Source organism: Xanthomonas sp. BRIP62415 (assembly GCF_003993515.1).
Taxonomy (GTDB): domain Bacteria; phylum Pseudomonadota; class Gammaproteobacteria; order Xanthomonadales; family Xanthomonadaceae; genus Xanthomonas; species Xanthomonas euroxanthea.
In genome coordinates this window covers 1-12,823 of the sequence record NZ_QEZH01000030.1, presented here as the reverse complement: position 1 = coordinate 12,823, position 12,823 = coordinate 1, and the positions used below count along the sequence as shown (strand labels likewise).

Here is a 12,823-nt window from a genome sequence, read left to right as displayed (position 1 = left end):
CCCCGCTACAAAAGCACCAGATCATCGCGATGCACCACGTTCTCGCCGTAGCTGTAGCCGAGCACGGGCTCGATCTCGCGCGAGTGGCGGCGCGCGATGCGGCGGATATCCACGGCCGAATACTGGCTGACGCCGCGTGCCAGGCAGCGCTCGCCGGCGTCATCGCGCAGGCGGATCTCCACCATGTCGCCACGCCGGAAGTCGCCGTGCGCACTGGCCACCCCGCCCGGCAGCAGCGAGGCGCCCTTGTCGGTCAGCGCGGCGGCGGCACCGGCATCGATCAGGATCGCGCCAGCCTCCACCGGTGCGTGGCGCAGCCAGTACTTGCGGGCGGCAATGCGCGTGCGCGCGGCATGGATCCGCGTGCCATGCAGGCGATCCTGCGCCAGGGCGCGCACCACATCGCCATTGCGGCCGTTGAACAGATAGGTTTCGATGCCGGCCGCACCGGCCTTGGCAGCGGCCTCCAGCTTGGTGCGCATGCCGCCGGTGCCCACGCTGCTGCCGCTGCCGCCGGCCATCGCCAGCACCTCGGCAGTGAGCTCGGGCACCTCGTCGAGCGGCCGCGCCAGCGGATTGCTGCGCGGGTCGGCGCTGTACAGCCCGTCGATATCGGTGGCGATGAACAAGGCATCGGCATCGACCAGGGCGGCGACGATCGCGGCCAGGTTGTCGTTGTCGCCCAGCTTGAGCTCATCCACCGACACGGTGTCGTTTTCGTTGATCACCGGCAACGCGCCCAGCCGCAACAACTCGCCCAGGGTGGCGCGTGCGTTGAGATAGCGGCGGCGGTTACGCAGGTCGTCGTGGGTGAGCAACACCTGCGCCACCGGGCGCTCGAAAAAACGCTGCCAGAGCGCGATCAACTGCGCCTGCCCCAGCGCAGCCAGCGCCTGGCGCGCGGCGATCGGCGCACCGGCCTCGGCCGCCCTGGGCAGGATCGCCCGGCCGGCCGCCACCGCGCCCGACGACACGATCACCAGCTCGCGCCCGGCGGCCAGATTGGCCGAGACGAATTGCGCCAGGCCCAATGCGAACCGTGGCGACAAGCCACCGCCATCGGCGGCCAGCAGGCTGCTGCCGACCTTGAGCACTGCGCGTCGCCACGGCGGCAGCGCCTGCTCGGTAAACGACGCAGCAGTGGCGATGGGCGTGCTCATGGCGACGATCTGCTCAGTGCGTGTTCCACTCATGGACGGTCAGCGTGGAGGCATCGCGCAGTACCAGCGGATCACGTGCCACGATCTGCTGCGCCTGCTGCAGGCTGTCCACGTTGACCAGCACGTAGGCGCCACCACTGCCATCGCTGAAGCCGCCGGTCAGCTCCAGCTGCCCGGCCGCACGAAGCGTGTCGAGAAATGCACGATGCGGCTGCACCACATCGGCCGGGAAATCCGGCTTGCGTATCGCCAATACCAGATAGCGCGTCGCCATCAGCCGGCCTCCTTGTCGGGTGTTGCTTCGCTACGGCCAAACGGCGTGGAAATCACCAGAAAGCGCGCTTCCCTCTCGGACAGGTTGTGCATCTGGTGGGTGGAACCGGGCGGCACATGCAGGCCCTGCCCCGCGCGCAGCACATGCTGCTCGCCGTCCAGCTGCAGCATTACCTCGCCGGCCAGCACATAGAAGAAATGCCGTGCGCGGCTGTGCCGATGGCGCAGTTCGGCAGCGCCCGGCGGCATGCGTTCTTCCAGCACGCTCAGGTTGGGGTCGCGCAGCAGGTGCCAGCCATCGCTGGCCTCGCCCCAGGGATAATGTTCTGCGCTGTCGGTACTGATCACGGCCATCAGACCAGCGCCTCCCAGCGGGCACGCAGCACGTCCAGCTGCAGGTCCGCGGCGGCGCCTGGCGAGACGCGCGCGGCCAGGCTGCCTTCCGGCGTGCGGCCCTGCCCGGCGGTGTCGGCCGATTCCGCCGCGGCCTTGTAGGCCTCGCGGAACGGCACACCGGCAACGGCCGCTTCCACCGCCACGTCGGTGGCGTACATGCCCGAATCGATCGCCGCACGCAGCTTGTCCGGGCGCCATTCCAGGTTGGCCAGCAGGGCCGGCAGCAGTTCCAGCGCCGCCATGCCGCGCCCGAAGCCGTGCACGATCGCGCCCTTGCTGCTCTGCAGGTCCCGGTGATAGCCCGACGGCAGCGACAGCAGCTGTTCGATCTCGGTACGCGCGGCGGCCACGCTGGCGTGGGTGGCGCGCATCAGCTCGATCACGTCGGGGTTGCGCTTGTTCGGCATGATCGAGCTGCCGGTGGTGTACTGCGCCGGCAGCGCGACGAAGGCGAACTCGCCGCTGGTGAACAACGACAGGTCCCAGGCAATCCGGCGCAGGTCCAGCGTTGCGCTGCCAAGCGCCTCGAGCGCGGCCAGTTCGTACTTGCCACGCGAGAGCTGCGCATAGATCGGCGAGACCTGCAGCCGAGCAAAGCCCAGCTCGGCGGTGGTATGCGCACGGTCCAGCGGCAGGTTGACGCCGTAACCGGCCGCGGTACCGAGCGGATTGCTGTCCACCAGACGCAGGGTGTCGGCCGCACGCACCGCATTGTCGATAAAGGCCTCGGCCCAGCCCGCCCACCACATGCCGGCCGAGGACACCACCGCGCGCTGGATATGCGTATAGCCCGGCACCGGCAACGCGGCTTCTGCCTGCGCGCGATCCAGCGCCACCTTGGCGATCTCCGCGCCAAGCTCGGCCACGCGCTGCAGCTTGTCCTTCAACCACAGGCGGGTGGCGACCAGGATCTGGTCGTTACGGCTGCGCCCGGTGTGGATCTTGCGACCGGCATCGCCCAGCCGCTCGGTCAGGCGCGCTTCGATCGCCGAATGGCAGTCCTCGTAGCGCTCGTCCAGCACGAACGCGCCGCTGCGGAAATCGGCAGCCAGCAGATCCAGTTGCTCGCTCAGCCCGCCCAGCTCCTGCAGCGACAGGATGCCGATGTGCTGCAGCCCCTGCGCATGCGCCTTGCTGGCGGCGATGTCGTACAGGAAGAACTCGCGGTCCAGGATGACGTCGTCGCCGGCCAGGAAACTCTGGATCTTGGCGTCCACCGCCACGCCGGGTTTTTGCCACAACAGATTGGTCATCGGAAAGCGTCTCGAGTAAGTCGTCCAGTTGAATCACCGCACATGGAGGTGCGGGCTGCTGCGAGGGACTCGCATCTTCGAATCCCCGCACAAGGATGTGCGGGCTCTTGCGAGGGACTCGCATCATCAGCCAATCGCAGTCAATTCGTCCCAGCCCAACGCCAGGTTGAGATTCTGCATCGCCTGCGTCGCCGCGCCCTTGAGCAGGTTGTCCAGCGTCGCCACCACCACCACCCGCTTGTTGCCCGGCGCCAGCGTCACGCCGCCGATCTGCACGCCATGCCTGCCGGCAATGCGGCTGACCCACGGCGCTTCATCGACGATCTCGATCAGCGGCTCGTCGGCGTAACGCTGCGTGTAGCGCGCCTGGATCTGCTCGCGTGTCAGCGGCTGCTGCAGCCACAGGTTGACGGTCATGGTGATGCCGCGGAAATGCGGCGCCACATGCGGCATGAACTCCACCGGCACGCCGAGCTGCGCAGAGACTTCGCGCTCGTGCATGTGGTTGGTCAGCGCATACGGCATCAGGTTATCGGCCAGCAACTCGGGGTTGTTCTTGTCCGACGGCGTGGTGCCCGCGCCGGAATACCCGGACACGCCGAAACACTGCGGCGGGCCGGCCAGTTGGTCGAGCAAGGGCGCGATCGTCAGCTGCATCGCGGTGGCATAGCAGCCCGGATTGCTGATGCGTCGCTGCCCGGCGTAGCTGCCGCGCGTCAGCTCCGGCAACCCGTAATACCAGGCCGGATCGAAGCGGTAATCGGCCGACAGATCGATCAGCAGCGTCTGCGGCCTGGCCGCATCGATCGCCGCGACGAAGGGCTCGGCCTTGCCGTTGGGCAATGCCAGGATCACCACGTCGGCGGCCTTGGCGGCCACCGCATCGGCATCCAGGCTCTCGTAGCGCAGCTCGCCACGATACGCAGCGTTGTGGTCGGCCACCGGCTGCCCGGCCAGTTCGCGCGAGGACACGAACAGCAGCTGCAGATGCGGGTGTGCCACCACCAGCTTGATCAATTCCGATCCGGTATGCCCGCGGGCCCCGACGATGCCGATGGTCGTTGCTTGAACAGTCATGCGTTTGCTTCCAGGCGGAACTGCAGGTGGCGTTTGACCCCGGCCCATTCCGTATCGATGATGGAGAACACCACGGTATCGCGCGGTGTGCCGTCAGGGTGACGGGTGTGATTGCGCAGCACGCCGTCCTGCTTTGCACCGAGCCGCGCAATCGCCGCGCGCGAGGTGTGATTGAACCAGCTGGTCTCGAACACCACGCTCAGGCAGCCCAGCGTTTCGAAGGCGTGCTGCAACAGCATCCGCTTGGTGTCGGTATTGACGCCGCTGCGCTGCACGCGCGGCGCGTACCAGGTGTAGCCGATCGACAGCTTGGGCACTGTCGCATCCAGCCCGTAATAGCGCGTGCAGCCGACGACCTCACCGGCCACATCGCGTACCACGTAAGGCAGCACCCGCCCGTCGGCTTGCGCCGCCAGCGCCGCGCCCACGTAGTCGTCCACCTGCGCCGGTGCCGGCACGCCGGTGTACCACAGCCGCGACAAGGCCCCATCGCCCAGCGCAGCGCGCAGACCATCGGCATGCGCAGCCTGCAAGGGTTCCAGTAGTGCGAGTTGCCCACGTAGCGTGGGCAGCTCGCGCCAAAGCGATGGCAACGCGACGGGCGCCATCGTACTCAGCCCAGCAGCGTCGGCTGGCGCGTCGCGCAATGCGCCACGCAATGCTGGATCTGCTCGAAGGTCTCCAGCCCGTACCAGAACACCTTCCACTTCTCCTGCTTGATGCAGCCGTCGGACTCGGCGTAGTAGAAGATGTTGACCTGGTTGTTGTGCCGCGAGCGCCAGAACAGCTGCGGAGTCTCCTCGCGCATCACGTTCCATACCGCGCGGCCCAGGCCTTCGCCCTGCGCATCGTCGAGCACCGCGAACTTGTCCAGGTAGATCAACGCGCTTGCACCCAGCATGCCCTCATCGGTGAGGATCACCGCGGCGCGGTAGTTCTCGCTGACATAGGCGCGCAGCAACCTGGTGTTGCTGAAGTACTCGGGCACCAGCGTGCGACCGAAGCTGGATTCGATCAGGGTCTTGAGCCGTGGCAGGTCCAGTTCGTCCCAGGAGGTCGCGCGCAACACGCGCTCGCCGCGCCGCACCAGCGTGCCCGAGCCCTTGTGCGTGAACAGCTCCTTGGCCAGATCCGCCGGCCGGGTGATCGATACCGACGATTCCAGCGGCAGGCGATCGAGCAGGTCCTTGATCTGTTCGATCTTGACCCGCATCCCGCCATTGATCCACGGCTGCTGCATCAGGTGATCGAACTCGGTGGACAGGTTGATCGAATCGATCACCTTGCCATCGGCATCCAGCAGACCGCCGGTGCCGGTGAGGAAGATGATCTTGTATGGCTGCAGCTCCTGCACCAGTTCGTTGGCAGCAAAATCCGCGTTGATGTTGAGGATCTGCCCGCTCGGCGTCTCGCCCAGGCTGGTGATCACCGGAATCGAGCCGGCCTGCAGGCTGGCTTCGATCGGCGCCAGGTTCACTGCCTTGACCTCGCCGACCAGGCCATAGGTGTCGCGATCCAGATACTGCGCTTCGAATACGCCGCCGGTGATCGAGGTCGCACGCGCGCCGTTCTGCTGCAGCGCTTCGACCAGCTTGAGGTTGGAGGCCTGGAACACCTTGCGCACGATCGCCAGGGCTTCGGGCGAGGTCACCCGCAAGCCGTTGACGGTCTGTTTTTCGATGCCCGCTGCAGACAGCTCCGCATCCAGCTGCGGGCCGGCGCCATGCAGCACGATCGGGGTCAGGCCCACTTCCTGCAGGAACGACAGCGAGGAGGTCAGCGCGTCCAGGTCGTCGCGCAGCACCGCGCCGCCCACCTTGACCACCGCAAAGCGTTTGGCATCCAGCTGCGAGAAACGCTTGAGGTACTGGCTGATTTCCTTGGCGCTGGCCATGCTCGAAAGCAGGCGCACGATGGTCTGACGGGTCTGTTTGTGGGGCTGTGCGGAGAGGGACATTGCCGTGATCGAAGAGAGGAATGGCCGCGCCAGGCGCGGAACGCGGCTTCAGTTGCAGCCGTTGATGATGCGATGGACCGACTCGGCGTAACGCTGCAACTGCGCAAGCGTCACGAACTCGTCGGCGGTGTGGGCCTGGGCGATGTCGCCCGGTCCGTACACCAGTGCGGTATAGCCACCGGCCGAGAACAGCGAGGCCTCGGTCCAGAAATCCACTGCATTGCCGATCGGCAGGTCCAGCGCATCGGCGACATCGCGTGCGGCCAGGCGGCGCTCTTCTGCACGCGCGATGTCACCCGACGGCAGGCTCGGCCCGCGAAAGGTTTCTTCGAACTGCGCTGCCGCAGGATCGGCGAAGCCGGCAAACGTGGCCAGCAAGCCATCCACGTCCATCGACGGCAACGGACGAAAGCCGAAACGCAGTTCGGCCGCCGGCGCGATCATGTTGGCCTTGATGCCACCCTCGACGCGGCCGATGTTGAAACGCAGGCCGGTCAGGCCGCCGAAGCGCGCATGCGCCAGCGACTCCACATGCTCCAGTGCCCTGCCGCCCCAGCGCATCGCCTGGTGCAGCGCACTGGCGGATGGATCCTGCTTGCCCGACGCATGCCCGGCACGCCCGGCAAAGCGCATCAGCACCGAGCTGATCCCGCGATGCGCCAGCACCGCCTCGCTCATGGTCGGCTCGGCGACCAGCACCGCCTCATACGGCACGCCGCGGGCCAGGAACGCGGCGATGCAGCGCGGGTCGTTGGCTTCCTCGTCGGAGGAAAACAGGAATGCCGCATCGCCCTGCCCGGCATTGGCCGCCGCCACCAGCGCCGCTGCCGCCCCCTTGATGTCGCAGACGCCCAGACCGATCACGCGATCGTCGGTACGCCGCATCACGTGCGGATCGGCACTCCAGTGCGGCGAATCCGGCACCGTATCCAGATGCACGTTGAACAGGTACTTGGGCGCACCGCGCACCGCATACAGGCTCACCGCACCGGCACCGTGGTCGATCACCTCGACCTGAAACCCGGGCAGCTGCGCGCGCAGACAATCGAAGATGCCGCCCTCGGCAGCGATCGCCCGCGGCGGGTTGCGGGTGTCGAAGGACACCAGCTTTTGCAGATGCGTCAGTGTGTTGTCGAGCAGTGTGGTCATTGATCGCGTCTTGATTGCGTCGGCCAGAGGGTGGTCGGTCTTTCTAACGCCCCTCTGGCCCTTCCCCCGCCTGCGGGGGAAGGTGCCCGACAGGGCGGATGGGGGCATGCGGCAGGTCGCCCTCATCCGGCGCGATGCGCCAGCTTCTCCCGCACGCGGGAGAAGCAAGATGCCGGCTGCCTGCGGAGCGGTCGCCTCAGCGATTCACCTGCGCATACAGCGTCGAGCTCATCCCGAACAGCTTGATGAAGCCTTCCGCCTCTTCCACGCCCCAGTCGGCCGACTGCGCATAGGTCGCGCCCTTGGTGTTGAGCAGATGCGGCGAACGCACCGCCACCGCATCGACGCGGCCACCGCGGGTTTCCAGCGTGACCTCGCCGTTGACCTTGGACTGCGACGACTTCAAAAACGCCTCGATATCGGTCTTGAGCGGGTCGTGGTAGAAACCTTCGTACACCAGCTCCACCCACTTGCGCGCCACATCCGGCTTGAAGCGGTTCTGCTGCTTGGTCAGCACCGCATCTTCCAGCGCGCGGTGCGCGGTCAGCAGCGAGATCAGGCCGGGCGCTTCGAAGACGATGCGGCCCTTCAAACCGATCACGGTGTCGCCGGTATACACGCCGCGGCCCACGCCGTAGGGCGCAAACAGCTTGTTGAGCTGGGCCAGGATCTGCTCGCCGGGCAGCGTCTTGCCATTGAGTTCAACAGCCTCGCCTTCGACGAACGTCAGGGTGACGGTCAGCGCTTCGGCCGGCCACTCGCTGCGCGGCGCGCACCAGCCACGCGCACCTTCACCCGGCGCTTCCCAACGGTCGATCTCGCCGCCGGACATGGTCAGCCCGAGCAGGTTCTCGTTGATGGTGTAGGCCTGCTGCTTGGCGCGCACGCCGAAGCCGCGCTCTTCCAGATACTTCTGCTCGTAGGCGCGGGTCTGGGTGTGCTCCTTCTGGATCTCGCGGATCGGCGCCACGATCTGGTAGTCGCCCAGCGCCTTGACCGCCAGGTCGAAGCGCACCTGGTCGTTGCCCATGCCGGTGCAGCCGTGGGCGATGCTGCGCGTGCCCAGTTCTTCGGCGCGCTTGAGCGCGGCATCGACGATCAGGTAACGGTCGGACACCAGCAACGGGTACTGGCCCTGGTAGCCCTCGCCGGCCCACACGAACGGCTTGACGAAGCCCTGCCAGATGGCCGGACCGCCATCGACGGTGACATGGCTGGCCGCGCCCAGCTCGGCGGCGCGCTTCTCGATGAAGTCGCGTTCCTCCGCATCCACGCCGCCGGTATCGGCGAACACGGTGTGCACCGCATAGCCCTGCGCCTGCAGATACGGAATGCAGAAGCTGGTGTCGAGGCCGCCGGAGAAGGCGAGAACGATATCTTTGCTGCTCATGACGAAGATCCTGGGGGGAAGGTAGAAAAGGGAACCTACTCGACAACCACGACGCGCGGCTCGCAGCGCACCGGGAAGTTGACCGAACGGGCGATGAAACAGGCCGCGTGCGCGGCATGGTGCAGCGCCTGCGCGGCCGCCGGATCACCGGCGGAAATCGTGACGACCGGATGCAGCACCACCTCGCGGAACTGGCCGCCGCCGGCGTCGGTCAGCATCGTGCCGCCGGCCTCGTCGACGTAGCCGCGCACCACCACGCCGGCCTCGGCGGCCAGATGCAGGTACCAGAGCATGTGGCAGGCCGACAGCGAGGCCACGAGCAGATCCTCGGGGTTGTGCCGCGAGGCGTCGCCGCGGAACGCCGGGTCGGCCGAACCGGCCAGCGTCGGCTTGCCGGCGATGGCGATCTCGTGCTCGCGGCCATAGCCGCGGTAGCTCCCAGTGCCCTCGCCGCGATCGCCGGTCCAGGTGACCTGCGCGGTGTAGTGATGGGTGTGGCCGCTCATGCCCGGCCTTGGCCGACCAGCGCCGCCATGATCGCCTTCTGGACATGCAGGCGGTTCTCGGCCTCATCGATGGCGATGCAGTTGGGCGAATCCATCACCGCGTCGGTGGCCTTGACGTTGCGACGCAGCGGCAGGCAGTGCGAGAACACGCCGTTGTTGGTCAGCGCCATCTTGCGTTCGTCGACGATGAAGTGCTGGTACTGGTCGCGGATCGGCTTTTCCGGCTCCCAGTTACCGAAGAACGGCAGTGCGCCCCAGCTCTTGGCATACACCACGTCGGCGCCGGCATAGGCGCTGTCGATGTCGTGGCTGACCTGTAGCGAGCCGCCGCTTTCGGCCACGTTCTGCGCCGCCCAGTCCATGTAGCGCTCGTCCAGGATGTAGTCCGGCGTCGGGCACAGCAGGGTCACGTCCATGCCCATGCGGGTGGCGATGGTCAGCGCGGAATTGGCCACCGCGGTGTTCAACGGCTTGGGGTGATAGGTCCAGGTCAGCACGTACTTCTTGCCGCGCAGATCCTGGGTGCCGAAGTGTTCCTGCAAGGCCAGCGCGTGCGCCAGCTCCTGGCACGGGTGGGTGATCGTCTCCATGTTGATCACCGGCACCGGCGAGTACCTGGCGAAGCTCCTGAGCACCTGGTCCTCGCGGTCCTTGGACCAGTCGACGAACTTCGGAAACGCGCGCACGCCGATCAGGTCGACATAGCGGCCCAGCACGCGCGCCACTTCGGCGATGTGCTCCTCGGTGTCGCCATCCATCACCGTGCCCAGATTGAACTCGATCGGCCAGGCATCCTTGCCCGGCTGCAGCACCACTGCATGCCCGCCCAGCTGGAACGCGCCCAGCTCGAAGCTGGTCCGCGTGCGCATGGACGGGTTGAAGAACACCAGCGCGATCGACTTGCCCTTCAGCTCGCTTCCCAGCTTGTTGCGTTTGAACAACGCAGCCTGGGTCAACAGCGCGTCCAGTTCGGCGCGGCTCCAGTCCTGGGTGTTCAAGAAGTGCTTCAGTGACATCGATCGATCCTTGTGCTGCGTGCTTCTGCTGCGTGGTCCGCCAGGAGCGACGGGGTGCGCGACATGCGCGTTTCTTGCGGTTGAAACTTTTGTGACGTCAAAACGAAAAAACCCAGCCTCAGGGCTGGGTTTTCAACAGCGGAACAGCCAAACGCTCCGGTTACCCAGCGAAAATGTGGGATTCCGGTCGGCGGGCACGCGAGGTCATGCCGGAGGCCATCCGGGCGGCGCTGGTGTCGTGCTGAAAGGCGTTTGCGTGCATAGGGCGCGAATCCTCGCATGCATGCGGGTACGGCGCAACCGCTGCGCAGCTCAACGCGGCGGCGCGACGATGGCGTCGGGGATGTAGGGGGTAACCGACACACGGATGCGCAGCCGGTTGCCCGGGTCTTCCGGCAGCCGCGAGCGGTACTTGGTGCCCTTGTAGACGTAGTCCACGTCGAAGGCGATCGGCCGCCGGAACTCGCGCGGCACTTCCACCACCCGGCAGTTGCGCCGCGTGCTGGTCGGTGGCACTGCCATCGGCACGGCGGCCGGCTCGGGGCGCCGCGAGAACATCTCCTTGACCGAATCCACCATCCGGTTGATGCGGCCTTCGTCCTCGGCCGGCACCACCGGCGCGACCGGCTCGGCCTCGCACTGCTCTTCGATGCGGGTGGCACGCAAGGTCTGGTAGACCGGCTCGACGTTGAGCACCTGCGCGTAATCCAGCTTCACGTTCTCGATCACCACCACCCTGTTCTTGGGATCGGTCTCTGCCGCATGCGCTGACGGTGCCTGCCAAGCGAACACACACAGCAGCAGGAAGAACGGGGAAGGTCGCATCAGTACCAGGGGGGCGGAGCGAAGCAATACGTAAGTGTATGGAGCTTGCGATCCCTTGGGCTGAACGCAGCCCATCCGGTCACCGGCATCGTGGTAGGCAGACGGCTGGTTCGCCATCCCGCCGCGACCGGCTAGAATCGCCCGGTTATCCTTTTCCAGATGCCGATGAGCCTGCGCCTGCACAACAACCTGACGCGGCGGGTCGAGCCGTTCGCACCGCTCGATCCGTCCAGCCCCACCCTGTATGTGTGCGGCCCCACCGTCTACAACTACGCGCATATCGGCAACGCCCGCGGCCCGGTCGTGTTCGATGTGCTGGCCGCACTGCTGCGGCGGCGCTTCGGGGCGCTGCGCTACGCGCGCAACATCACCGACGTGGACGACAAGATCAATGCCGCCGCGCAGGCGCAGGGCGTGCCGATCTCGACCATCACCGACCGCTTCGCGGCGATCTATCGCCAGGACATGGCCGCGCTCGGCGTGCTGCCGCCGGACATCGAACCGGAAGCCACCGCGCATATCCCGCAGATCGTGGCGATGATCGAGCAGCTGATCACCAATGGGCATGCCTATGCCGCCGAGGGCCATGTGCTGTTCGCGGTGGCCAGCTTCGCGCACTACGGCAAGCTCTCGCGCCGCGATCCGGACGAGATGCTGGCCGGCGCGCGCGTGGACGTGGCGCCGTACAAGCGCGACCCGGGCGACTTCGTGCTGTGGAAGCCCTCCAGCGACGAGCTGCCCGGCTGGGACTCGCCCTGGGGCCGCGGCCGCCCGGGCTGGCATATCGAATGCTCGGCGATGGCCGCCGCGCACCTGGGCCCGACCATCGACATCCATGCCGGTGGCGTGGACCTGCAGTTCCCGCATCACGAGAACGAGATTGCGCAGAGCGAATGTGCGCATGGCGGCGCCACCTTCGCCCGCTTCTGGCTGCACAACGGCATGCTCAATTTCAGCGGCGCCAAGATGAGCAAGTCGCTGGGCAACATCGAGACCGTGCACGACCTGATCGCCAGGCACCCGCCCGAGGCGCTGCGCTACGCGCTGCTGAGCGCGCATTACCGGCAGCCGCTGGACTGGTCCGATGGTTTGATCGAACAGGCCAAGAACACGCTGGATCGGCTGTACGGCACCGTGCGCGACCTGGCCGCGGCCGAGCACGCCGCAGGGATCGCCCCCGCGCCGCCGGCCGCGATTCCCGACGAGGTGGAGGCCGCGCTCGACGACGACCTCAATACGCCGCTCGCGCTGTCGGTCATCGCCAGCATCGCCTCCGAGGCCCGCGCGCTGCGCACCCAACTCGCGCATGGCGGCGACGCACCGGCAGGTGTTACCGCGCTGTCCGGACTGAAGTCGCGGCTGCTCGGCGCAGGCCTGGCACTGGGCTTGCTGCAGCAGGATCCGGCCGCCTGGTTCTCGCGCGGCACCGACGCCGGCGACGATGCGCGCATCACTGCGCTGGTCGAAGCACGCAATGCCGCGAAGAAGGCCAGGGATTTTGCCCGCGCCGATGCCATCCGTACCCAGCTGGCCGACGAAGGCATCGTGCTGGAAGACACCCCGCAAGGCGTACGTTGGAAGCGCGCATGACCCTCTTTCCTTCTCCCGTCGGGAGAAGGTGCCCCGCAGGGGCGGATGAGGCTGCGAGCGAAGCTACATGCACCTTCCTTGAGGTAAGAGCGACGCCACCCGCATCGAATTCCAGCGAGGCTTCACCCCTACCCTCACCCCCAATCCCCGCTCCGCGCCCCGGCCCGCGCTGGCCGCGCGGCCGCTCCAAGGCACGCGCGCCAATGGCGCGCACACCGCGCCTTCTCGCCC

Annotated in this window: 13 protein-coding genes; 1 reads left to right on the top strand and 12 read right to left on the bottom strand. The window is 67.0% G+C overall.

The window, feature by feature from the left end; translation table 11 throughout:
• Positions 1–5 precede the first annotated feature (5 nt).
• The 12 genes from proB to EO141_RS15820 all read right to left on the bottom strand — a co-directional run bounded on the left by proB (position 6) and on the right by EO141_RS15820 (position 10,981).
• The gene (gene proB, locus EO141_RS15875) at positions 6–1,160 is read right to left on the bottom strand and encodes a glutamate 5-kinase (RefSeq protein ID WP_127169658.1); all 1,155 of its coding nucleotides are present in this window, start codon (positions 1,158–1,160) and stop codon (positions 6–8) included.
• A gap of 13 nt (positions 1,161–1,173) precedes the next feature.
• Entirely contained in the window at positions 1,174–1,434 is a 261-nt protein-coding gene (locus EO141_RS15870; protein WP_126947880.1) for a YciI family protein, read from the bottom strand.
• Positions 1,434–1,787, bottom strand: a complete 354-nt coding sequence (locus EO141_RS15865; protein WP_164739245.1) for a cupin domain-containing protein — start codon at positions 1,785–1,787, stop codon at positions 1,434–1,436. Before EO141_RS15865 ends, EO141_RS15870 begins: the two co-directional genes overlap by 1 nt.
• Positions 1,787–3,082 (bottom strand): argininosuccinate lyase, encoded by a 1,296-nt coding sequence (locus EO141_RS15860; protein ID WP_126947882.1) that lies wholly within the window; start codon positions 3,080–3,082, stop codon positions 1,787–1,789. Before EO141_RS15860 ends, EO141_RS15865 begins: the two co-directional genes overlap by 1 nt.
• A gap of 126 nt (positions 3,083–3,208) precedes the next feature.
• Complete coding sequence (gene argC / locus EO141_RS15855; protein ID WP_127169657.1) at positions 3,209–4,159, bottom strand: N-acetyl-gamma-glutamyl-phosphate reductase; 951 nt, start codon at positions 4,157–4,159, stop codon at positions 3,209–3,211.
• Complete coding sequence (locus EO141_RS15850; RefSeq protein WP_127169656.1) at positions 4,156–4,767, bottom strand: GNAT family N-acetyltransferase; 612 nt, start codon at positions 4,765–4,767, stop codon at positions 4,156–4,158. The genes argC and EO141_RS15850 overlap by 4 nt, the downstream gene beginning before the upstream one ends.
• 5 nt (positions 4,768–4,772) lie before the next feature.
• Positions 4,773–6,116: an acetylglutamate kinase gene (locus EO141_RS15845; protein ID WP_104649014.1), complete on the bottom strand. Its 1,344-nt coding sequence runs from the start codon at positions 6,114–6,116 to the stop codon at positions 4,773–4,775.
• A 48-nt stretch (positions 6,117–6,164) separates the two neighbouring features.
• Entirely contained in the window at positions 6,165–7,265 is a 1,101-nt protein-coding gene (locus EO141_RS15840) for an acetylornithine deacetylase (RefSeq protein WP_127169655.1), read from the bottom strand.
• 196 nt (positions 7,266–7,461) lie between these two features.
• On the bottom strand, positions 7,462–8,655 hold the full coding sequence (locus tag EO141_RS15835) for an argininosuccinate synthase (RefSeq protein WP_127169654.1): 1,194 nt from the start codon (positions 8,653–8,655) through the stop codon (positions 7,462–7,464).
• Positions 8,656–8,690: 35 nt separating this feature from the next.
• Positions 8,691–9,161: an OsmC family protein gene (locus EO141_RS15830; RefSeq protein ID WP_119128679.1), complete on the bottom strand. Its 471-nt coding sequence runs from the start codon at positions 9,159–9,161 to the stop codon at positions 8,691–8,693.
• The gene (locus EO141_RS15825) at positions 9,158–10,177 is read right to left on the bottom strand and encodes an N-acetylornithine carbamoyltransferase (RefSeq protein ID WP_127169653.1); all 1,020 of its coding nucleotides are present in this window, start codon (positions 10,175–10,177) and stop codon (positions 9,158–9,160) included. The genes EO141_RS15830 and EO141_RS15825 overlap by 4 nt, the downstream gene beginning before the upstream one ends.
• Before the next feature lie 312 nt (positions 10,178–10,489).
• Complete coding sequence (locus tag EO141_RS15820) at positions 10,490–10,981, bottom strand: hypothetical protein (protein WP_164739250.1); 492 nt, start codon at positions 10,979–10,981, stop codon at positions 10,490–10,492.
• Between the two features lie 186 nt (positions 10,982–11,167).
• On the opposite strand from EO141_RS15820, the gene cysS reads away from it, so the two are divergent.
• Positions 11,168–12,592, top strand: coding sequence for a cysteine--tRNA ligase (gene cysS / locus EO141_RS15810; protein ID WP_164739244.1), 1,425 nt, complete (start codon positions 11,168–11,170; stop codon positions 12,590–12,592).
• The last annotated feature ends 231 nt before the right edge of the window (positions 12,593–12,823 follow it).